Origin of the sequence: Variovorax sp. WDL1, from assembly GCF_001541225.1 — a bacterium.
GTDB lineage: Bacteria > Pseudomonadota > Gammaproteobacteria > Burkholderiales > Burkholderiaceae_C > Variovorax.
In genome coordinates, this window is record NZ_LMTS01000124.1 from 5,061 (window position 1) to 27,688 (window position 22,628).

Genomic DNA, 22,628 nt, shown 5'->3' on the forward strand with positions numbered 1-22,628 from the left:
TCAGGCGGATCTGGCCGCGCACCGTGCCGGGCGGCTGCGCCAGGATGGCCTGGTAGCTCGGGCCGCCGCCGCGTCCCACGGTGCCGCCGCGGCCGTGGAACATGCGCAGACGGATGGCGGTCCCCGACTTCTTGTTCAGCTCGTCGAACAGCGCCACGAGCGCGGTGCCGGCGCGGTAGAGCTCCCAGTTGCTGGTGAAGATGCCGCCGTCCTTGTTGCTGTCGCTGTAGCCCAGCATCACATCCTGCTCGGCGCCCGAGCGTGCCACCAGGGCCTGGATGCCGGGCAGGGCGTAGAAGGCACGCACGATGGGCGCGGCATTGCGCAGGTCCTCGATGGTCTCGAACAGCGGCACGACGATCAGGTCGCAGGTGGCGTCGCCGAGCGCAGCGCCGTGCCGCCCCGGGCCAGCGAGCGCCCCCTCGGGGGGACGCGGGGACGCGCCAGTGCCGGGCGTTGGGGCGCCATTGCTCAAGGTGCCGCGCAGCAGGCCGACCTCCTTCTGCAGCAGCAGCGCCTCGAGCAGGTCGCTCACCGTCTCGGTGTGGCTGATGATGTAGTGGCGGATCGCCGCCGCGCCGTAGCGCGTGCGGGCACTTCGCGCGGCCGCGAAGATCGCGAGCTCGCTCTGCGCGAGCGGCGAATAGGCGGCGTCGGGAACGCGCAGCGGGCGTGCGTCGTCCAGCAGGCGCAAGAGCAGTGTTTGCTTGGCTTCCTCGGCCAGCGCCGGGTAATCGGGCTCGATGCGCGCGGTGGCCAGCAGCTCGGCGATCACGGCCTCATGCTTGTCGGAGCTCTGGCGCAGGTCCACCGTGGCGAGATGGAAGCCGAACACCTCGACTGCGCGGATCAGCGGCCCGAGGCGCTGGCTCACCAGGGCCGCGCCGTGCTTGTCGAGGAGCGATTCCTCGATGGTGCGCAGGTCTGCCAGGAATTCCTCGGCATGGGGATAGGGGTTCTGCGGCGCGACCGCATGGCGCGCTGCCTCACCGCCGCTGAGTTCGCGCAGCGTCGCCGCCAGGCGCGAGTAGATGCCGGTGAGCGCCCGGCGGTAGGGTTCGTCCTGGCGGTGCTCGCTGTGGTCGGGCGAGCGCTCTGCCAGCGCCTGCATCTCCACCGACACGTCCACCAGCGTCGCAGACAGCGACAGCTCGCCGCCAAGGTAGTGCACCTCGGTCAGGTAGTAGCGCAGCGCCAGCTCGGACTGGCGGCGCATGGCGTACTCGAGGCTCTCGGCCGTCACGTTGGGATTGCCGTCGCGGTCGCCGCCGATCCATTGGCCCATGCGCAGGAAAGGCGCGATGTCGCTGCGGCCCAGGGCCTTTTCGAGCTCGGCGTAGACGCGAGGGATCTCGCGCAGGAAGGTGGCCTCGTAGTAGCTCAGCGCATTCTCGATCTCGTCGGCCACGGTGAGCTTGGAGAAGCGCAGCAGCCGCGTCTGCCAGAGCTGGAGCACGCGCGCGCGCAAGCGGCTCTCGTTCTCCGCCATGGCGATCGGCGTCAGCGTGTCCCGGGCACCGGCGAAGCACTGCTGGCGCAGCTTGATGTCGTCGCGCTCGGTCAGCAGTTGCGCGATGGCACGCTCGGCATCGAGGATGCTCTTGCGCTGCACTTCCGTCGGATGGGCAGTGAGCACCGGCGATACGTAGCTGTGCGCCAGCGACTGCACCACCGTTGCGGGCGTGATGCCCGCCTTCCGGATGCGCGCGAGCGCCATCTCCAGGCTGCCGGGAGCGTTCTCGCCCTTGCGCTCGGTCTCGGTGCGGCGGCGGATCTGGTGCCGGTCCTCGGCCAGGTTTGCCAAGTGGCTGAAGTAGGTGAAGGCGCGGATCACGCGCACGGTCTCGGCCGCGCTCAGTCCCTTGAGGAGGTTCTTGAGCGCGCGGTCGGCTGCATGGTCGGCGTCGCGCCGGAAGGAGACGGAGAGCGTGCGGATCTTCTCTACCAGCGCGAACGCTTCCTCGCCCTCCTGTTCGCGGATCACGTCGCCGAGGATGCGTCCGAGCAGGCGGATGTCGTCGATCAGCGGTTGTTCGTCGCTGTCGCGGCGCTTGGTGGTTGAAGCAGGGGTTGGGCTGCTTTTCATTCGAAGTATCTCCTCGTTCGACCGGGTCGGCGCCGCGTTGCTGCGTTGCAACAATGCTAGCATTCCCGAGGTCCCCCACAGCAACGGAAACGGCCCCTTGAGCAACATCGTGATCGCCACGCGCGAAAGTCGCCTGGCCCTATGGCAGGCGGAGCATGTGCAATCCCTGCTCCGGCAACGAGGTCACGCGGTCAGCCTGCTCGGCATGACGACCCGCGGCGACCAGATCCTCGATCGCTCGCTTTCCAAAGTCGGCGGCAAGGGCCTGTTCGTGAAGGAACTCGAGCTGGCGCTCGAAGAAGGCCGTGCCGACATCGCCGTGCACTCGCTCAAGGACGTCCCCATGGATCTGCCCGAAGGCTTTGTGCTGGCCTGCGTGCTGGAGCGGGAGGACCCGCGCGATGCGCTGGTATCGCCGCGTTACCCGTCGCTCGAGGCCCTGCCCCAGGGCGCCGTGGTCGGCACCTCCAGCCTGCGGCGCGTGGTGCTGCTGCGCGCGCTGCGGCCCGACCTGCGCATCGAGCCACTGCGCGGCAATCTCGACACCCGGTTGCGCAAGCTCGACGAAGGCCAATACGACGCCATCGTGCTGGCGGCCGCAGGCCTCAAGCGGCTGGGCCTGGAGCACCGCATCCGCGCCGTCTTCGAACCCGAGGCCATGCTGCCGGCCGCGGGACAGGGCGCGCTGGGCGTCGAGGTGCGGGCCGATCGCAGCGATCTCATAGCCCTGATGGCGCCGCTCGCCAGCCCGCGCGACCAGCTCGCCACCGCGGCCGAGCGCGCCGTCAGCCGGGCCATGGGCGGCAGCTGCTCGATGCCGCTGGCGGCCCACGCGCGCTGGCAGGACGGCGATCGCCTGCGCATCGATGCCGCCTGGGGCGATCCCGAGGGTGCGGCGCAACTGGTCCGGATCCACGCGCAGGCCGAGGTCGCCGTTCCTGCGCAGGCCGTCGCGCTCGGCGACGCGGCCGCCCGCATGCTGCGCGAGGCGGGCGCGCACTGATGAGATGCCGGCGCCCAGAGTGATCGTCACGCGCCCCGCGCGCGAGGCGGCGCGCTGGGTCGATGCCTTGCGCGCTGCCGGGCTGGACGCGCAAGCCCTGCCCCTGATCCGCATCGCCCCGGTTGAAGATCGGAAAGATCTCCAGGCGGCGGTGCAACGCCTTGGAGACTATGCCGCCCTGATGTTCGTGAGCGCCGCAGCCGTCGAGCATTTCTTCGACGGTGCCGGCGACATCGCTGCCGGCTTGTCCTCGCGCTGCTGGGCCACCGGCCCAGGCACCGTGCGCGCGCTGCAGCAGGCCGGCGTTCCTGCCTCGGCGATCGATGCGCCTGCGGCGGATGCCGGCCAGTTCGATTCAGAGGCGCTGTGGGCCGGGGTGCATGCGCAGGTGGGCCCAGGCGCACGTGTGCTGATCGTGCGAGGCGGCGATGCGGCAGGGCAACCGGCCGGGCGCGCGTGGCTGTCGCGCGAGATCGTCGCGGCTGGCGGTGTCTGCGACATCGTCGTCGCATATCGTCGCATCGCCGCTCCGTTCGACGAGGCCGCGCGCGCACTGGCTGCGGAAGGTGCGAGCGGCCGGGCAGTCTGGCTCTTCAGCAGCGCGGAGGCCATCGCCCGTCTGCGCACCGCGATGCCCGGCACGGCATGGGCCTCCGCGCGTGTAGTCGCCACCCACCCTCGCATCGCGGAAGCCGCGCGGGCCGCGGGTTTCGGGGCGGTGCGCGTCTCTTCCCCAGCGCTGGACGCGCTGGTCGCGTCGATAGAATCCTTTGCATGAGCGACGCCTCCGTCTTGAATGAAACCCTGCAGGACCCGACGGCGCGCGCGCCCGTACCGGCGCCCCTGCAGACGGCGCCGCTCCCCGCAGCCACCCTCTCGAAGATCCTGCTCGGACTCCTGGCCGCGGCCGCGGTGCTGGCGCTGGTGGCGGTGCTGGTTCTCTGGCAGAAGGTCAGCGGAATGCAGGAGCAACTGGCCCGGCAGAGCGCCGACGCCATGGCGCAGTCCATGGAAGCTCGCACCCTGGCGCGCCAGGCGCAGGAGACGGTGCGAGACACTGCGGCGCGGCTTGCACTCAACGAGACCCGGGTGGCGGAGGTGGCGCTGCAGCGTTCGCAGCTCGAGGAGTTGATGCAGAGCCTCTCGCGCTCGCGCGACGAGAACCTCGTGGTCGACATCGAGGCCGCGGTCCGCCTCGCGCTCCAGCAGGCTGAAGTCACGGGCAACGTGCAACCGCTCCTGGCCGCGCTCAAGGCCGGCGACCTGCGCATCGCGCGCGCCGCTCAGCCGCGGCTGGCACCTCTGCAGCGTGCCATGCAGCGAGATGTCGAGCGTCTGCAGGCCGGCGCCACAGCCGAGAGCGGCGAGACGCTGCGCAAGCTGGACGACCTGGTGCGCATGGTGGACGAACTGCCGCTGCTCAACGCGGTGGCGACGCGCGGCGCTGGCCTCAACGCCTGGCAGGCCGAGCCGATGCCGGTCGATGCGCCGTGGTGGCAGCGTGCGCTGCTGATGGTGCGCAACGAGGCGCGCTCGCTGCTGCGCGTGGGCCGCATCGATCGCCCGGAGGCGGTGCTTCTGTCGCCCGACCAGGCCTTCTTCCTGCGCGAGAACCTGAAGCTCCAACTGCTCAACGCGCGCCTGGCCCTCCTGTCCCGCCAGTTCGCCACGGCCCGCAATGAACTGGCGTCGGTTTCGGCCTCCCTCAACCGCTACTTCGATCCAGCCTCGCGCCGCGTGCAGGCGGCTGCCACGCTGTTGCAGCAGTTGCAGGCCCAGATCAAGACCAGCGAGCCGCCGCGCATCGACGAAACGCTGGCCGCGCTCACCACGGCTGCGGCGGGGCGATAGGCTTCCGGCATGCGCGCAGCACTGTGGCTCCTGGCCTTGTTCGGCATCGCGGCGGCGGTGGCGCTGTTCGCCGGCAACAACCAGGGCACGGTCACTGTTTTCTGGCCGCCGTGGCGGGTTGACCTCTCTCTCAACCTTACGCTGCTGATCCTGCTGGTGGCGTTCGGGCTGCTGCATGTCGCCTTGCGCGCGCTGTCGGCGCTGTTCTCCCTGCCGCGGCAGGCGCGTCAATGGCGGCTGCAACAGAAGGAGCGCTCCCTGCATGCGGCGCTGCTCGACGCCCTGGCGCAACAGCTGGCCGGCCGCTTCTCGCGCTCGCGCAAGGCGGCGCAGGCGGCGCTCATGCAGGAGCGGGCATTGGCCGCGCTGGATGCAAGGCTGCCGCAGGCTCAGCAGATCCGCGTGCTGTCGCACCTGCTGGCCGCGGAGAGCGCCCAGGCCCTGCAGGACAGGGCCGCGCGAGACGCACACTTGCAGCAGGCGCTCAATGAGAGCGCCGATCGCGGTGTGCTCGCCAGCCCCGAGACGCGCGAAGGCGTTCAGTTGCGCGCAGCCCGCTGGGCGCTCGACGACCGCGACGCGCCTGCCGCACTGGCCCGGCTGGAGGAGCTTCCGCAGGGTGCGCAGCGCCGTACGCTGGCCCTGCGCCTGCGGCTCAAGGCCGCGCGCCAGGACCGGCGCACGCAGGAAGCGCTCGAGACCGCGCGTCTGCTGGCCAAGCATCGCGCCTTTTCCGATGCCGCGGCGCAGAGCATCGTGCGCGGCCTGGCGACCGAGCTGCTCTCGGGCGCGCATGACCCCACGCAACTCCTGCGGGCCTGGAGCGAGCTCGAGGGCGCGGAGCGCGAGATGCCCGAAGTCGCGATCCATGCGGCGCAGCGCATGGTCGCGCTGCGCGGTGACCTCACGCTCGCGCGCGCCTGGCTGCTGCCGGTCTGGGAGCGCATGATCGAGCAGCCTCGCAGCCTGCACGAATCGTTGCGTGTGAAGCTGGTGCGCGCCCTGGAAGCGGGTCTCGATTCGGTCGATGCCGACTGGCTGGCACGCATCGAAACGGCGCAGCGCAGCAATCCGCGCGACGCCAATCTGCAGTATCTCGCCGGGATGGCGTGCATGAAGCGTCAGCTCTGGGGCAAGGCGCAACAACTGCTCACGCATGCCGGCCTGGCGTTACAAGATCCCGTTTTGCACCGTCGCGCCTGGCAGGCCCTTGCCGAACTTGCCGAAGCGCGCGACGACGCCGACCAGGCTTCTGCTGCCTGGAAGCGCGCGGCACAGATCGAAACCCCCTGAAGGGGCTGATCAGGCCCATTTTCGCTATCTTTTTGATAGCTGAAGACCTAATTAGCGCTTGAAACCGCGCAATGTAGGAGCTTGCTTACCCCATCGGGCGCCACACCCGTTTACCCTGCCTAACGCTCTAGGCCAAGAAAGAATTTGAGCCTGGCGCGTTGCTGATGTACAGTCGTAACTGTTTGCAAAAGTATTCATTCAGGGTCATGACTCGGAGTTGGGTTTGAAACGTTTCCTACTACATGCCACTTTGTTCGCCTTGGCAGGGCTGCTGTTACAGGCTTGTGCGCCCCTGGCCCCGGGCTTTCGTTCCGCGGGCAACGACGGTGCCCAGGCTGTGTCGCCTTCGGGCTTTTCCACGTCGGAGATCGACCCGCCACCTCCCGGCGCGATCACCGAGATCACACCGCAGCTGATCCGGGCACAGCGCGCCGCCGTCGGCAATAACGTGCCGCCCGAAGTGAGGGCGCTGGTAGGTGAGCCGCCGGTCTACAAGATCGGTCCTGGCGATGTGGTGAGCATCGTGGTCTACGACCATCCGGAAATCGTATTCAGCGGAATCCCTGCGACGACAGTCGCCGATCAGGCGAGCGTGTCGCCGGCTCCCGGCTTCATCGTGTCCAACACCGGCCACATGAGCTTCCCCTACGTGGGCCAGATCAAGGCCGAAGGCATGACGGTCCAGGACCTGGAGCAAACGCTCATCAACAGGCTGTCGCGGGTATTCAAGAACCCGCAGCTGAGCGTGCGCGTGAACGCCTTCCGAAGCAAGCGCGCCTATATCGAAGGTGAAGTCCGCACGCCCGGCCTGCAGATTTTCACTGACATCCCCATGACCTTGGCCGAGGCGATCAACCGCGCGGGCGGGTTTTCGGGAAATGGTGACCGCTCTGCCGTCACCCTGACCCGCGACGGCAAGACCGTCACACTCGACCTCATGTCCATGGCCGAGGCCGGCATTGCTCCGACCAGCATCCCGCTGCGGTCGGGCGACCTGGTGATGGTGCGCAGCCGCGATGAACGCAAGGTCACCGTCATGGGCGAGGTGAACGTGCAGACAGGCGTGATGATGCGCAACGGCCGGCTCAGCCTGAACGACGCGCTGACGGAAGTCGGCGGCGTCAACCTCGGCACCGCCAATCCGCGCCAGATCTACGTGATCCGCAACGAGACGGATGGCCTGTCGATCTTCCACCTGGATGCCCGCACGCCCACGGCGATCGCGATGGCGGACGGCTTCGCACTCAGGCCCAAGGACGTGGTCTACGTCGACCCGGTGCCGCTGGTCCAGTGGAACCGCGTGCTCAGCCTGATCCTTCCGACCGCAACGACCGCGACCTCCTATCGCGATCTGGGCTCGCGCAGTACCGGGAGCGGCAGATAGTGGCCATCCAGAACGTCCTCGTCGTATGCACCGGCAACATCTGCCGCAGCCCGATGGCGGAAGCCGTGATGGCGGCCGACCTGCCCGGCGTACAAGTCGGTTCGGCCGGCCTGCACGCGCTGGTCGGCAAGCCTGCGGACCCCACCGCCCGCGAGCTGCTGGACGCGCGCGGCATCGATATCGGCGGGCACCGGGCGCAGCAGCTCAGCCTCGAGATGTGTCAGCGCGCCGACCTGATCCTGGTGATGGACCGCGAGCAACGCCGCGCGGTCCAGGAGCGCTATCTCTTCGCTGCCGGCAAAGTCTTCCGTCTCTGCGAGTTCAGCGACGAAGACGTGCCTGATCCTTACCGCGAGGATCGCAGCATCTTCGAGCAATCGCTCCAGCTCATCGAATCCGGCGCCAGGCAGTGGGCCCAACGCATCTCAAGAGTATCCAGTTGATGACTTCCTCAATCATTACCAAGACGAATCCCTCCCCGGCGAGCGCGGCGGACGAGGAAGACCTCGACATCGGGCGCTACATCGATGTCCTGGTCTCGAACAAGTGGCTGATCGCGGCCATCACGCTCGTCGTGTTCCTCATCGGCGCGAGCTATGCCTTCCTGGAGCGCCCGATCTACGAGTCCAACATGGTGATCCAGGTCGAGGACGCGGAGTCCGGCGGCAAGGGCATCCTGGCCGAGGCGGGCGGCCTGATCGACGTGAAGGCGCCTGCGAGCGCCGAGATCGAGATCATCCGCTCACGCATGATCGCGGGCCAGGCGGTGGAGGCCACGAAGCTCTATATCTCTTCCGGGCCCCGGTATGTGCCCTACATCGGCGGGTGGCTGGCGCGCCGCGCCAACGGCCTCTCGGACCCGGGCTTCCTCTGGCTGGACGGCTATGTTTCCGGGACCGAGCGCATCCTCGTCTCGCAGTTCGACGTGCCGACCATCATGGAAGGCGGCCAGTTCACAGTGACGGCTGCAGCGAACAACCAGTACACCCTGGACTACCCAGGCATGCAGCAGCTCAAGGGCACCGTCGGAACACTGCTCAAGGCCGACACGCCCGAGGGCCCGATCACGCTGCAGATCGATCATCTGGCCGGCAAGCCGGGCGCGCTGTTCAACCTGTACCGCTACGCGAAGCTGCCGACCACGATTGGATTGCAGTCCAGCCTGGTCCTCCAGGAGCGCGGCAAGAACTCGGGCATCGTCAACGTGTCGCTGCAGGACACCGATCCGTTCAAGCTCACGCGCGTGCTCAACGCCGTGGGCGAACAGTACGTCAAGCAGAACGTCGAGCGCAAGGCCGCGGAGGCGCAGAAGACCCTGGCCTTCCTCGATGTCCAACTGCCTCTGTTCAAGAAGCAGCTTGAGGCTTCGGAGGAGGTCTACAACCGCTATCGCAACCAGAAAGGCACAGTGGCCTTCAGCGAAGAAGCCGCGCTGATCCTGGGCCAGTCGGTCGACCGGCAGACCAAGCTGCTGGATGCCCAGCAGCGCCGGCGCGAGCTGGAGTCGCGTTTCACATCTGCGCACCCGGCGGTGCAGACCCTGGACAACCAGATCGCGGCGTTGAAGTCCGACATGGGCAGCATCCAGGAACGCATCAAGGGCCTGCCGGCGATCCAGCAGGAGGCGGTGCGCATGGAGCGCGACGTCAAGGTGAACACCGAGCTCTACCAGTCGCTGCTCAACAATGCCTTGCAGCTGCGCCTGGTGAAAGAGGGCAAGGTAGGCAATGTGCGCGTGCTGGACGAGGCGGTGGTGCCCACGCAGCCGGTCAAGCCGAACCGCAAGGTGATCATTGCCGCGGCGCTGGCGCTGGGACTGTTCCTCGGCATCGTCGCGGCCTTCATCCGCAGCTCCTTCGTCGAGCAGCGGCTGCGCGATCCGCACGAGGTCGAAGCCGACACCGGCCTGCCCGTGTTCTCGACCATCCCGCTGAGCCCCTCGCAGGCCGCCATTGCCAAGCGCCGTCTCAGCGGCGCCACTGGGGTGCGCCTGCTGGCGATCGAGAACCCTGACGACCCGGCGGTCGAGAGCCTGCGCAGCCTGCGCACCGCGATGCAGTTCGCGATGCTGGAGTCGCCCAACAACCGGGTGCTGATCAGCGGCCCCACGCCAGGCGTCGGCAAGAGCTTCGTGACGGCCAACTTCGCCGCGCTCATGGCCGCCGCAGGCAAGCGCACACTGCTGATCGACGCCGACCTGCGCCGCGGCCATACGCACCAGTACTTCGGCCTGCAGCGCCACGGCGGACTGTCAGAGCTGATCGCGGGCAGCCTGACGGTGCAGCAGACCGTGCACCGCCAGGTCGTGCCCAACCTCGACTTCCTTGCCACGGGCCAACTGCCGCCGAATCCGGCGGAACTGCTGGTGTCAGACTCGTTCAAGACCTTGCTGGAGCGTCTCTCGGAGCAGTACGACCTGGTCGTCATCGACACGCCGCCGGTGCTGGTGGCCGCCGACACGTCCACCGTGGCGGCGCACGTGGGCACGGTGCTGCTGGTGGCGCGTGCCGACCAGTCGACCATGGGCGAGTTGAAGGAAAGCACGCGACGGCTCTCCATGAGCGGCAAGGCCGCCACGGGCGTGCTGCTCAACGCGATGGACCTGGGCCGGCGCACCTTCGCACCCTACAAGTACGGGCGCTATCGCTACACCAGCTATAACTACGAGAGCATCCTGCCCGAAGAGCAGTGATGCAAAAGAAGAACCGGGCCGTGGCCCGGTTCTTTCTTGAAGCGGGCGCTCCTCTCCAGCCTCTCAGCCTCTCAGCGCTGCGCAACGCAGGCCAGCAGGTCGCGCTCGAACTGCGCCAGCACGGCATCGCGGTCGAAGCGCGCCTCGGCCACGGCACGCGCCTTGAGCCCGAGCTCGCGCCGGAGGGCGGGCTGCGATGCCAGCGCCATCACGGCGTCTGCGAACGACCTGGCGTCGTCCGGCGGCACGGCAATCCCGCATTCGGCCGTCACCTTGCCGAGCTCGGTCTCGGGGCGTGCACCGGCGACCACCGGCCTGCCGCTGCTGAGCATGCCGGTCAGCTTGGAGGGCATCACCAGGTCCGCCGCATCGGCACGCTGAGGCAGCAGGTGGATGTCGGCCAGGCCGAGAAAGTCGCCGAGCCGCTCGACCGGCTGCAGGTCGAGAAAGCGCACGTTGGCGAGCGACTCGCAGCGTTTCATCAGCGCTACGCGACCGGCACCATTGCCGCAGAACACGAATTCCAGCCCGGGCTGGTCCTTGAGCATCAAGGCGATTTCGGCCAGCAGCTCCAGGCCTTGCTTGGCGCCCATGTTGCCTGAGTAGAGCGCCACCACCGCATTCGGGCTGATGCCGAGTTCGGCTCGGTACGGACTCGCGCCTTGCAGCGGCTGGATCGCCGAGACGTCGGCCCAGTTGGGCAGCGAGACCAGCCGTGCGTCCTCGGTGCCCTTGCTGCGTGCGCGTTCGAGCATGCGTTGCGAGATGGTCGAGATGCGGTCGAATCGGCGCATCAGCCAGCGCTCGGCCGCCGCGACGAAGGCGCGCATGCGCGCTCCCTTGAGCAGGCCGAGTTCGAAGGCGGCGTCCACCTCGTAGTCCTGGATGTGAAGCCACGACTTGGCCGAGCGCAGGCGCGCAAAAGCCAGGGCCGCCGGCGTGCAGAACATCGGAGGCTCCGTGACCCACACCACGTCCGGCTTCCAGCGCCATTGGGCGAGCAGGGCCGGCACGCTGCTGGCGGCGAAGCTCGCCAGGTGCAGCAGACGCTTTGCACCGGTCACCTTGCGCGGCACCCACAACGGCGTGCGAAAGACTTGGGCGCCGCGCCATTCTTGCCGGGTGTAGCGCCCGGCGTGGTAGCCCGGCCGCACTTGCCAGTCGGGGTAGTAGGGCGGGGCCGTCACCACCCGCACTTCATGGCCGTGCGCCGCGAGCCAGGCCACCATCTCCCCGGTGTACTTGCCGATGCCGGTCAGCTCCGGTGCGAAATTGATGCCATAGACGAGCAGCTTCATGAGGGCTTGTTGACGCTTTCCAGGGGGCGGGCGCGCTGGGCCCTCAGGCGATGTGCGGGGCGTGCGTGCGGATGATGTCCACCAGCGTCGCAGCCACCTGCTCCATTCGGAAACGCTCCTCGAAGGAGCGCAGCGCGGCGGCGCGCATCGCGTCCAGCTCGGCCGGCGTTGCGGCCAGCCACCGCCGCAGCAGGGCGGTCGTGCCTTCCAGCGTATCGGACTCGACGAAGCCGGCGTGGTCCGCGTCGATCTCGCGCCAGATGTTGACCTTGTCGCTGATCAGCACCGGCCGGCTGCAGGCCATGGCCTCCACCACCGCGATCCCGAAGTTCTCCTGGTGAGACGGGAGGCAGAACACTTCGCATGCATGAAAGGCGCCCCATTTGAGATCGCCCGACAGCATGCCGGGCCAGCTGATGCGCGAGGCGAGGCCCAGGCTCTGCGCACGGGCTTGCAGTTGCCGCGTGAGGGCCTCGTCGCCGGGCCCCGCCATCACGAGATGGACATCGGGCGCCTTCGCCGCCACCTGCGCGAAGGCCTCGATCAACAGGTCGCAGCCCTTCTTCTCGTGGATGCGGCCGAGGAAGAGCAGAAGTCGCTTGTTCCGCAGCTCGGGGAAGGACGAGAGGAAGACTTCCGAGAGGCGCTTGGCATCCCGCGGCGGCGTGCTGGTGCCATAGGAGCCCACCACCTCGCGGCAGCGATAGAGCCAGAACGACTGCCGAGCCAGCAGGCGCTCCTCCTCGCAGGTGAAGACCACGGCGGATGCATCGCGCAGCACACGGTACTCGCCCCAGGGCCAGTAGAGCCACTTCTTCAGGTGTTTGAGCGGATAGCGCCGCTTGAACCAAGGGTCCAGCATGCCGTGGCTGTACACGAAGTAGGGCGTGCCCGAGCCGTGCAGCGCGCGCCGGGCCGCAAGGCCCACGTACTGCCAGAGCCCGTTGACGATGACGGCGTCATAGGCTCCGGCATGTGCCTTGAGCCAGGGCAGCAGGCGCTCGTTATAGCCGTAGCTGGAGATCGAGGGGCCGGTCGCGACAACCGTGCCGGGATATTCGCGTATGCAGGGGGCATCGGGGCTGTCCAGGCTCACCACGTCGCCGCTGTGACCCAGTTCCGCCAGCGCGTCGTGGATGCGCCGCACTCCCTCGATGACGCCTCCGCCCTGGGGATCGACGGAGGGGACCAGATGCAGCAGTCTCACGATCGCGAGGCGCGCGGCGGGAAGATCTCGAGCCTCGGATACCGGAACAGCAGGAGAGCGTAGGCGAACATGAGCCCGAGCAGGGCGTTGGCGGTCAACTGCCCGAGGGCAGGCCAGCTGACCACCGCCAACGCGGTCGTCAGCCACACGAGAAGCGGATAGGGGGAATTGGTGCTGATCGAGATCTTCAGGCTGCGGATCACACCCAGCACCAACACGAGGTACTTGAGCGCGATGTAGGCGAAGCCCAGCAGACCGCCTTCCATCAGGATGCGGCCGCCTTCCGCTTCCGCGAGCGCGAAGACATCGGCAGAGCCTGTGCGCACGTAGGTGGCGAGGTTGGAGCCGAAGCCCACGCCATAGCCGAGCCAGGTGACGAGGTCGAGCACCCAGGGCTCGCCGAACAGCACCGTGAGCACCCGTTCGGTAAAGTCCTCCGCGGCCGACGCCTGCTCGAAACGCGTCTGGGTGACGCCGATGGCGTCGCGGAATACATAGGCGAAGATGGCGGTCAGCAAGCCGATCACCGCGACGGCGACCGCTGCGCCCACCTTGTTGCGCGTCTTCGAAAAGAGCAACCGGCCGACCAGAAAGGCCCCCAGCATCCCGGCCGAGGTGATCGCCGCTGTTCTGGATCCGCTCACCAGCGCGCCGGTGGCGAAGGCCCCGAACACCGCGAGGGCGAACAGGAATTGGAACTGGTTGCGCTTGCGTGCGGCCAGTATGCCGAACACCAGGGGTGCAACCATGGTCAGGTAGGTGGCGTAGCCCGAGGTGAAGCTGAAGGTTCCGGTGGTGCGGACCACCCCGACCACCGCGACGAAGACGCTTTCCTCGTCACCGTCGATCTGCGTGTTGATGCGCGCGCCCGGCGGCGAGTAGTGCTGCAGCACTGCCAGCGGCGCCAGCAGCAGCATGACGTAGGCGGCCGCCTTGATGGCCGCCCGGTAGTCCGCTTCGTTCATCGCCGCCGCCGCGGCCACCGCAAACCAGATGTAGAGCAGCCAGAAGCGCAGCCCGATCACGTACACGACAGGCGTGCTCTGGCCGGCGACGAGCTGCAGCAGCCCCCAGCCCACCACCACGCAGGTCCAGGCCATCATGGCGGCGGTGATCTTCCTGTGCCGCCTCAAGTGCCCGTGCCGCCAGGCGTAGACCACCAGCATCAGCGCCAGCATGTCGCGCAGCAGGATCAAGGGCAGGGTAGACGCGGACGACACCCATTTGCGCACCGAGCCCTCGAACACGATGATCAGGAAGACTGCGAGGAATAGCTTGCCCGCGCGGCTGAGCGACACCGCCCGGCTGGGTGCCTGCATCGTGGTGGTAGGGGCGATTGCGCTCATCGCCGCACCTCGCTCGCGAGTGCGCGCAGTGCCGCCACGTGGGCGTCGATGCGGTGCGGCTTGTACCACCTGTGCGCCTCGGCGCCCACGCTGCGTGCATCGATGGTGGCGTCGAGTGCGCCGAAACCGCGTACGTAGTGGACGTTGGCGGTCAGGCCGTCATGCTCGCCGTAGTCCTTCGAAAGCAGGATGGGGCAGACCGCGTGCGCGCAATAGGCCGCGAAGATGCCGCTCTTCGACACATAGTCCGGCGGATAGGCGAGCGCGCCGAAGTCGGCGCCGGCCAAGGCCGCGCTCACCTGCTCGGCCGGCAGCTTGCCATGGACAACCACGCCTTCATGGACCATGCGCTGCGCGAGCGGTCCTTCGGGCATGGCCGGGCCGATGTCGTGGATCTCCAGGCCATTGCGCTTTGCACTGCGGAAGATCTCGCCGTCGGACCACTCGTAGACCTGCGCGCGGATGCCGGCGCTGCCGAACACGACCAGCCGGCTCTGCCGCTCGGTGTCGATCGAGTCGAGCTCCCCGACATTCGAGAACACCGGGAGCACCCTGTGCGGCGCTGCCTTCGATTGCGCCAGCAGCCAGCGCGCGGCATCCTCGCGGTTCGTCAGCCAGAAGTCGGACTGGAGCAGCAGATCTCGTGCGATGCCCCGCTGGATGCCGCTCAGCCAGAAGGCCGAGCCCCATGGCGGTCCGGTCGCGAAGAGCTCATGGAAGACCACGCCGACGGCCTTGAACTGCGCCCGCAGGCTGCGGATCCGGCGGACCAGCCACAGGGGAATGCCGCGCTTCTCGAAGCCGTAGCCGCTGAAATGGAGCAGCACGAAGTCGCCCGAGAGCGAGGCGGTGTCGGTGTCGTGTTTCAACTCCATCAACGGCGCGTGGAGCGGGTGGCCGACCACCGACGCGTAGTCTCGCACGCCGCCCGTGCCAGGCGGAATGAGGGAGAGCGAGGAAGCGTTCATGCAGGACAGGAAAGGGGACTCCTCAGGAAGGAACGAGCTCTTCGCTGCAGAAGTCTTCATAGGCGCGTGTCACGCCGTCGCGCAAGGATACCTCGGGCGTCCAGCCGAGCTCGCGGATGCGCGAGATGTCGAGGAGCTTCCGCGGCGCGCCGTCGGGCTTGCCGGCGTCGTAGCGGATCTCGCCCTGGTAGCCAACCACTTCGCTCACAAGGCTGGCGAGTTCCGCGATCGAAAGGTCTTCACCGGTGCCGACGTTGATATGGCTGGTGGTGACCTCGGTGCAGGCGGCGTAGGTCTCGCGCGGCAGGTCCATCACGTGCACGCACGCGCGGGCCATGTCGTCGACATAGAGGAACTCACGCTTCGGAGAGCCGGTGCCCCAGATGACCACCGCGGGGGCGTCGGCGAGCTTGGCTTCGTGGAAGCGCCTGATCATCGCCGGCAGCACGTGGCTGTTCTCGGGATGGTAGTTGTCGCCCGGTCCATAGAGGTTGGTCGGCATCACGCTGCGGAAGTCGCAGCCGTACTGGCGGTTGTAGCTCTCGCACAGCTTGATGCCCGCGATCTTGGCGATCGCATAGGGTTCGTTGGTCGGCTCCAGCTTGCCGGTCAGCAGTGCGTCCTCGGCCATGGGCTGGGCCGCCAGCCGCGGGTAGATGCAGCTCGAGCCGAGGAAGAGCAGCTTGCTCACGCCGTTGCGCCACGCCTCGTGGATCACGTTCGCCTCGACCATCAGGTTCGAGTAGATGAACTCGGCCGGATAACTGTTGTTGGCATGGATGCCGCCCACCTTGGCCGCGGCCACGTACACCTCCTGCGGCTTCTCCTCGGCGAAGAAGGCGCGCACCTGGGCCTGGTCGGTCAGGTCCAGCTCGGCACGGCTGCGGCTGATGATGTTGCTGTAGCCCTGCTCGACCAGGCAGCGCACGATGGCGCTGCCCACCATGCCGCGGTGGCCCGCCACGAAAATCCGCTTCTGGAACTGGCTCATGGATGTCGACTTTCGCGCGGGATTGGAGGGACCGGAATGCCCGAAAAAGGGACGCTCAGGCCAGCTTCTTGTCTTTGCCGAGGACGGCGGCGGGCGCGTCGTCGAAGCGGACGATATCGTCCTCGCCGAGATAGCCGCCGGTCTGGACTTCGATCACTTCGAGCATTGTCTTGCCTGCATTCTCGAGCCGGTATTTGGCCCCTACGGGGATGTAGATCGATTCGTCTTCCTTGACCAGGCAGACCTCGCCGTTGCACAGCACCCGGGCCGTGCCCTTCACGACCACCCAGTGCTCGGCGCGATGGTGATGCATGCGCAACGCCAGGCGCGCACCGGGCTTGACAGTGAGGCGCTTGACGGCAAAACGTTCACCATCGTCGACGCTGTCATACGCGCCCCAGGGGCGCGGGATGCGGCGGTGGCGCGTGGCCTGGCTGTGGCCGTGGGTGGTCAGCAATGCGACCGCGTCCTTGACCTGTTCAGCGAATTCCGCGTGCGCGACCAGCAACGCATCCGGCGTGTCCACCACTAGCAGGTCCTTGGTGCCAAGGGCGACAACGGGCCGGTTCGGTGCGTAGATGAAGGTGTTGTGCGCGCCCATGGCGAAGCCCTGGCCGCTGATGCGGTTGCCGTTGTCGTCCGCCTCGTGCAGCTCGGCGACCGCGTTCCAGCTTCCGACATCGCTCCAGCGGCCCTGGAATGGGAGAACCGCAACCTTCTCGCATTTTTCGAGCACGGCGTAGTCGATGCTTTGGCTGCGGCAGCGGCCGAAGGCGGCGGCATCCATTCGAAGGAAGTCGCCGTCGACTTCGACGGTCGTGGTGGCCTCGCGGCAGCTCTGGAGGATGTCGGGTGCATGCTGCTGCAGCGCTGCGATCAGTACGCGAGCCTGGACCAGCAGGATCCCGGCATTCCAGAGATGCCCGCCCGTCAGCAGCAACTGCTCGGCGTGCGCTGCGGCCGGCTTCTCGATGAAGGCGGCCACCGCGTGGCCGGCCTCTTCGCCCAGCGCCGCCTCGAGAGGCTCGCCTTGCCGGATGTAGCCGTAGGCCGTGCTCGGAAAGCTGGGCTCGACACCGAAGGTCACGAGATGGCCGGCGAGGGCGGCCGGCACGCCCTTGCGGATCGTCGCCACGAAGCGCTCGGCATCGGGAATGTGATGGTCGGCCGGCGCGAACAGCAGCAACTGGTCGGGCTCGGACAGTAGGGCGACCGCCGCCATGGCAGCTGCCGTGTTGCGGGCCACCGGCTCGAGCAGCTGCTGGCCGCTCACAGCTGCGGCTTCGATGCTTTCCTGCACCAGGAAGCGATGCTCTTCCGCCGCGACGCAGGTCACCTCGGTGCTCAGCAGCCGCAGGCGTTCGAGCGTGAGCACCAGCAGGTTCTTGTTGTCGATCAGAGGAACGAACTGCTTGGGGAGCGTCTTGCGCGAGAGCGGCCATAGCCGCGTGCCGCTGCCGCCGCAGAGAACGATGGGCCGGATCATGCTCACCTCGACCCGTCGCCGGTGATCACGGTGCGCACCGTCTTCAGCAGGATCTTGATATCCAGCCAGAGCGACCAGTTGCTGACGTATTCCACGTCGAGCTCGACGCGTCGGGCATATGACAGCCGGTTGCGGCCACTGACCTGCCACAGGCCGGTGATGCCGGGACGCATTGCGCAGTAATGCTCCCAACCCTTGCCATAGAGGCTGCGTTGGCGCTCCATGCAGGGACGCGGGCCGACCAGGCTCATGTCCCCCTTGAGCACATTCCAGAACTGCGGCAGCTCGTCGAGGCTCAACTTGCGGATGAACTGGCCGATCGGCGTAATACGCGGATCCTTCTCCAGCTTCTGGAAGGTGTCCCATTCGGTGCGCGCCATGTCGTTGCGGCTCAGGAATTCGTCGAGCACGTGCTCTGAATCGCGCACCATTGAACGAAACTTGTAGAAGCGGAAGCGCTGCCCGTTCTCACCGAGACGGTGCTGCCAGAAGTGCACGGGACGGCCCATGCTGATGCCCACGCAGAGCGCTACAAGCAGATAGAGGGGCCCGAAGAGAACGAAGAAGGTCAGCGCACCCACGATGTCGATGCTGCGCTTCGCAGCGCGCTCCAGCAGGCTGAGCCTGCGCGGTTGCACGTAGATAGGAGACGCCGATGGCCCGCCCCCGGGGGTGTAGCGTCGGACCACGTTGCCGTGTGCGGTTGAGTCGGAACGAAACATTGAATATTCCCCCGGTGACGGGTGTGTGCTGCCTCAAGCCAAGAGCGCGGCAGCTGTAACGCTTTACTACTATTCGCAAGAATTTGAACACAAGATGAGCCGTTTGTCTTGTGAACAAAAGACGTACATCGCTTGCCAAACGGCGTAAGCTTCGCCCTCTAACGAGAGCGGTCCCCGCAGTCTTGATGCGACGCAGCACCGAGCATAGAGTGTAGTTCTTTTGTATGACAACATGTTAACGAGCTTTGACGTTTGTCTGTTGTTTACAAACGCCGATCTGGGTTTTGTGACGTAGTTAACTGGTTTCTTGCCGGGTTTGTGCTGTTGCGCTGCAGCATGCATAGAGTATGCCGTCCTGAACAAGAAGGAATTACACCGGCGCACGTAGGACAACGCCTGCTAATACGTTTGTCAGCGGGTGCATGGCAGCAGGCCCGCCTACAAAGCGAAAGGCCGCGCCATTTCTGGTGCGGCCTTGAGGCGCCCCTCCGCCGTGCGGGGGAAAGCAGGCAGGCGACTGGCCCCTGCCCGGCCTTACTGGCGTACGCCGGCTTCGCGGACAGGTTCCTCGAACGGCAGGACCATGCTGCCGAGATCGCGACGAGTTTCGACCAGGATCAGCGGCCCTTCGTCGACCACCGTGGCCGGCGGCCGTTCGCGCGGGATATGGACCGGCTGGGGTTCTGCTGCGATCGCAGCGCGAACCTCGGCCACGCGGTCGGCGTTGGAATTCACCCACTGGAGACCGGAGCCTTCGGCGATCTGGGCGAGTTCGTCTGTCGGCAACTCGTAGGGCTGGATCTTCGGCAGTGCGTGCGTGCGCACGGCCGGCGCGGCGACGACGATGGGGGCGAAGGGCGCCGCCGGTCTCTCGGCGGGCGCCTTCGGCAGGCCATCGAGCTCGGCTGCGCCGTTCGCGTCGGCTGCTTCGAGCGGCGGCGCCGCCGCGCCGGCATCTGCTTCTTCGCGCTGGGCACGTTCGCGACGATCGCGGCCATAGCGGTCACGCGAGCGGCTGCGCCGTTCGTCACCCTCGCGACGCGGTGCACCATCCCCGGTCGTTGCCTCGGCGGCGCTGTCGGTGGCCAGGGAAGCTTCCGTGGCCGGAGAGGCCTCGGTCGTGCGCGGAGTACCCTCGCCGCGGCGTTCGCGCCGGCCTTCGCCGCGCTCGCCACGCGGGGCGCGTTCCTCGCGGCCGCCGCGTGGGCCGCGCTCGGCATCCGGCTGGACGGTATCGCTACCGGAATCGCGCACGGCATCGGCGCTGCGCTCGCCGCGTTCCCGGCGCTCGCCGCGGCCGCGTGGCGCGCGCTCTGCCGGGGGTGCTCCCTCGTCGCCTGCCAAGCCGTTCGGGGCAAGCGCTTGGGTGTCGAGATGGATCTCGGCGTCGGCCGGCGTCTGGCGCGGCTCGTTGTCCCGCCGCTCGCCACGGCCACGCCGCTCGCCGTCACGCGGTGCGCGTGCCTCGCGCGGCTCGCGGGTTTGGGCGTCGTTGCGCGCCTCGCCGCGCGATTCGCGTCCTTCGCGGCGCTCGCCGCTTTCCCGGCGCTCGCCGCCTTCCCGACGCTCGCCGCCTTCCCGACGCTCGCCAGTTCGCCCGCCGCGGCGTTCACCGCCTCGGCCTTCGCCGCGTCCGCCGCGGCGCTGCTCGCCTTCTCGCGCGGTGCGCGTTTCGCCGTCGCGACTCCCGCGGGCATCGCGGCGCGGCTTGGGCGCTTCGACAGGAATGACCGCCGGAGCGGGTGCCGGCGCAGGAGCCGCACCGAACAGTCGCTTGATCCAGCCGAGGAAGCCGGCTTCCGCCGGTTCCTGGGCGGCCGCCGGTTGGTGTGCCACAGGCGCGGGCGCGAGCGCGGGCGCTGCCAAGGGCGGCTGCACGGCTTCGGGCTTGGGCGCCACCACTGGCGCCGGCGCGTCGGGCAGCACGCCCTTGATCACCGGAGTCTGCCGGTTGGTGGGCTCCTGCGAACGCCGCGTGACCGAGGTCGGATCCTCGATCTCGTCGGCCATCTTGTAGCTGGCCTCGATGTGATCGAGACGCGGGTCGTCGTGCTTCAGCCGCTCCAGCTTGTAGTTGGGCGTCTCCAGCGTCTTGTTGGGCACCATCAGCACGGTGACCCGCTGCTTGAGCTCGATCTTGGCGATCTCCGGGCGTTTCTCGTTGAGCAGGAAGGAAGCGACCTCCACCGGCACCTGCACGTGCACGGCGGCGGTGTTGTCCTTCATCGACTCTTCCTGAATGATGCGCAGGATCTGCAGTGCGCTCGATTCGGTGTCGCGGATGTGCCCAGAGCCGCCGCAGCGGGGGCAAGGGATCGAGGAGCCTTCGGAGAGGGCAGGCTTGAGGCGTTGACGGCTCATTTCCATCAAGCCAAATTTGCTGATCGAGCCGAACTGGACGCGCGCGCGGTCCTGGCGCAGCGCGTCGCGCAGCCGGCTTTCGACTTCGCGGCGGTTCTTCGACTCGTCCATGTCGATGAAGTCGATGACGATCAGGCCGCCCAGGTCGCGCAGGCGCATCTGGCGGGCCACTTCGTCGGCGGCTTCGAGGTTGGTGCGCGTGGCGGTCTCCTCGATGTCGCCGCCCTTGATGGCCCGCGCCGAGTTCACGTCCACCGAGACCAGCGCCTCGGTGTGGTCGATCACGATTGCTCCGCCGCTGGGCAACTGCACCGTGCGGGCATAGGCCGACTCGATCTGGTGCTCGATCTGGAAGCGGCTGAACAGGGCGGCATCGTCGCGATATCGCTTCACACGCTGCGCATGCTCCGGCATCACGTGCGCCATGAACTGCTGCGCTTGATCGTAGATGTCATCGGTGTCGATCAGGATGTCGCCGATGTCGTGGTTGAAGTAATCGCGGATCGCCCGGATCACCAACGACGACTCCTGGTAGATCAGGAAGGCGCCTTTGCCGCCCTTGGCGGCGCCGTCGATCGCGGCCCACAGCTTCAGGAGGTAATTCAGGTCCCACTGCAGCTCCGGGGCGGCGCGGCCGATGCCCGCGGTGCGCGCGATGATGCTCATGCCCTTGGGGTATTCGAGCTGGTCCATCGCCTCCTTGAGTTCGGCGCGGTCGTCACCCTCGATGCGCCGGCTGACGCCGCCGCCTCGAGGGTTGTTGGGCATCAGCACCACGTAGCGGCCTGCCAGCGAGATGAAGGTGGTCAGGGCAGCGCCCTTGTTGCCCCGCTCTTCCTTCTCGACCTGGACCACCAGTTCCTGGCCTTCCCTGATCGCGTCCTGGATGCGCGCCTGGCTGGCAGACACGCCTTCGGCGAAGTATTGCTTGGAGATTTCCTTGAAGGGGAGGAAGCCGTGCCGGTCCTCGCCGTAGTCCACGAAGCAGGCCTCCAGCGATGGCTCGACGCGCGTCACGACCGCCTTGTAGATGTTGCCCTTGCGCTGTTCGCGTCCTTCGATCTCGATCTCGTAGTCGAGGAGCTTCTGCCCGTCGACGATGGCCAGGCGGCGTTCTTCTGCCTGCGTGGCATTGATCAGCATCCGCTTCATGATGCGTTTCCTTTTGTCGTTTCAGTCGTTTTCACCGGTCCATGACGGACCCACGATGCACGGACGACGCTTCGCGAAACGAAGGAGGAATTGCCGCTTAACCCCGGATGCCGGCGGCGTGCGAGCGCACGCCACCTGAATTGAGCGTCAGCTCAATCGCAGCAAGGGTGGGGGCGCGTGGATGGGCGCGAGCCCGATGTGGTGTTGGCTTGCCATGTTTTCGATGGCAACTGGCGCGGTGGAAACAGGCGCAACCGTTGACTCAATGCCCGGAGGCGCCGGCATCAGCCAGCGTAGGCACAGTTGAATCAACAGCATCAACACAAGGGACTCGCTTCGATCCGCCGGCAGCCTGTTGCCTGCCGGCTGGTATTCCGTATCGGTGTTTCGTGGGCGTCGGCTTGGCTTGGACGGAGCGGCTGCCGCCTTGCACGTTTGCGCTCGGCCTGCAGATTCAACGCCCAAGCGGCATCGACCTCGCAGCGCTGCCGGCCGTGCTCTAAACTTCTGGTTAATCAAGCACTTACAAGACCGCGCTGGTGAAAAACATTATAGGTGCGAAGCCAAGCCCCGCGGCAGCAGAAGTTCGCTTTCTGACAGTCGATGCTGAATTTGCGGGTCAGAGACTCGACAACTTCCTGTTCAGGGAGCTCAAGGGCGTCCCGAAGACCCATGTCTACCGGATCATCCGGTCCGGCGAAGTGCGTATCAACAAGGGCCGGGCGCAGGCCGAGACCCGGCTGCAAGCGGGCGACGTGCTGCGGCTGCCGCCGTTGCGGATGGCCGCA

General features: G+C 67.2%; 17 protein-coding genes. 8 read left to right on the forward strand and 9 right to left on the reverse strand.

Annotated features, from left to right (window positions below; translation table 11 throughout):
* Positions 1-2,086, reverse strand: a 2,086-nt coding sequence (locus APY03_RS16680; RefSeq protein WP_232324304.1) for a phosphoenolpyruvate carboxylase, incomplete at its 3' end; no start/stop codon positions are given.
* Between the two features lie 97 nt (positions 2,087-2,183).
* Between APY03_RS16680 and hemC the strand changes: the two genes are divergently transcribed.
* The 7 genes from hemC (at position 2,184) to APY03_RS16715 (ending at position 10,309) form a co-directional block, all read left to right on the forward strand.
* Positions 2,184-3,089 carry a hydroxymethylbilane synthase gene (hemC, locus tag APY03_RS16685; RefSeq protein WP_068678301.1) on the forward strand — a complete coding sequence of 302 codons (906 nt, stop codon included), beginning with the start codon at positions 2,184-2,186 and terminating at the stop codon, positions 3,087-3,089.
* A 4-nt stretch (positions 3,090-3,093) separates the two neighbouring features.
* Positions 3,094-3,867: a uroporphyrinogen-III synthase gene (locus tag APY03_RS16690; RefSeq protein ID WP_068678302.1), complete on the forward strand. Its 774-nt coding sequence runs from the start codon at positions 3,094-3,096 to the stop codon at positions 3,865-3,867.
* Positions 3,864-4,940 carry a uroporphyrinogen-III C-methyltransferase gene (locus tag APY03_RS16695; RefSeq protein WP_068678303.1) on the forward strand — a complete coding sequence of 359 codons (1,077 nt, stop codon included), beginning with the start codon at positions 3,864-3,866 and terminating at the stop codon, positions 4,938-4,940. Before APY03_RS16690 ends, APY03_RS16695 begins: the two co-directional genes overlap by 4 nt.
* A 9-nt stretch (positions 4,941-4,949) precedes the next feature.
* Entirely contained in the window at positions 4,950-6,233 is a 1,284-nt protein-coding gene (locus APY03_RS16700) for a heme biosynthesis HemY N-terminal domain-containing protein (protein ID WP_068678304.1), read from the forward strand.
* A 337-nt stretch (positions 6,234-6,570) separates the two neighbouring features.
* The gene (locus tag APY03_RS16705) at positions 6,571-7,617 is read left to right on the forward strand and encodes a polysaccharide biosynthesis/export family protein (protein WP_232081132.1); all 1,047 of its coding nucleotides are present in this window, start codon (positions 6,571-6,573) and stop codon (positions 7,615-7,617) included.
* A 5-nt stretch (positions 7,618-7,622) separates the two neighbouring features.
* Complete coding sequence (locus tag APY03_RS16710) at positions 7,623-8,060, forward strand: low molecular weight protein-tyrosine-phosphatase (protein WP_068678368.1); 438 nt, start codon at positions 7,623-7,625, stop codon at positions 8,058-8,060.
* Positions 8,060-10,309, forward strand: a complete 2,250-nt coding sequence (locus APY03_RS16715) for a polysaccharide biosynthesis tyrosine autokinase (RefSeq protein ID WP_068678306.1) — start codon at positions 8,060-8,062, stop codon at positions 10,307-10,309. The genes APY03_RS16710 and APY03_RS16715 overlap by 1 nt, the downstream gene beginning before the upstream one ends.
* Before the next feature lie 71 nt (positions 10,310-10,380).
* Here APY03_RS16715 and APY03_RS16720 read toward each other — a convergent pair whose 3' ends face one another.
* The 8 genes from APY03_RS16720 to APY03_RS16755 form a co-directional block, all read right to left on the reverse strand.
* Positions 10,381-11,607 (reverse strand): glycosyltransferase WbuB, encoded by a 1,227-nt coding sequence (locus APY03_RS16720; RefSeq protein WP_068678307.1) that lies wholly within the window; start codon positions 11,605-11,607, stop codon positions 10,381-10,383.
* A 43-nt stretch (positions 11,608-11,650) separates the two neighbouring features.
* The gene (locus APY03_RS16725; protein WP_068678308.1) at positions 11,651-12,814 is read right to left on the reverse strand and encodes a glycosyltransferase; all 1,164 of its coding nucleotides are present in this window, start codon (positions 12,812-12,814) and stop codon (positions 11,651-11,653) included.
* Positions 12,811-14,160 carry a hypothetical protein gene (locus APY03_RS16730; RefSeq protein WP_146039314.1) on the reverse strand — a complete coding sequence of 450 codons (1,350 nt, stop codon included), beginning with the start codon at positions 14,158-14,160 and terminating at the stop codon, positions 12,811-12,813. The genes APY03_RS16725 and APY03_RS16730 overlap by 4 nt, the downstream gene beginning before the upstream one ends.
* Positions 14,157-15,128, reverse strand: a complete 972-nt coding sequence (locus APY03_RS16735; protein WP_068678310.1) for a hypothetical protein — start codon at positions 15,126-15,128, stop codon at positions 14,157-14,159. The genes APY03_RS16730 and APY03_RS16735 overlap by 4 nt, the downstream gene beginning before the upstream one ends.
* A 22-nt stretch (positions 15,129-15,150) precedes the next feature.
* Positions 15,151-16,119, reverse strand: a complete 969-nt coding sequence (gene fcl, locus APY03_RS16740; RefSeq protein WP_068678311.1) for a GDP-L-fucose synthase — start codon at positions 16,117-16,119, stop codon at positions 15,151-15,153.
* 55 nt (positions 16,120-16,174) lie between these two features.
* The gene (locus APY03_RS16745) at positions 16,175-17,605 is read right to left on the reverse strand and encodes a mannose-1-phosphate guanylyltransferase/mannose-6-phosphate isomerase (protein WP_068678312.1); all 1,431 of its coding nucleotides are present in this window, start codon (positions 17,603-17,605) and stop codon (positions 16,175-16,177) included.
* Positions 17,606-17,607: 2 nt separating this feature from the next.
* Complete coding sequence (locus APY03_RS16750; RefSeq protein ID WP_083944423.1) at positions 17,608-18,327, reverse strand: sugar transferase; 720 nt, start codon at positions 18,325-18,327, stop codon at positions 17,608-17,610.
* 534 nt (positions 18,328-18,861) lie between these two features.
* Positions 18,862-21,840, reverse strand: a complete 2,979-nt coding sequence (locus APY03_RS16755; protein WP_068678313.1) for an Rne/Rng family ribonuclease — start codon at positions 21,838-21,840, stop codon at positions 18,862-18,864.
* Positions 21,841-22,379: 539 nt separating this feature from the next.
* Between APY03_RS16755 and APY03_RS43910 the strand changes: the two genes are divergently transcribed.
* On the forward strand, positions 22,380-22,628 hold a 249-nt coding region (locus APY03_RS43910), incomplete at its 3' end, for a S4 domain-containing protein (protein WP_269747384.1).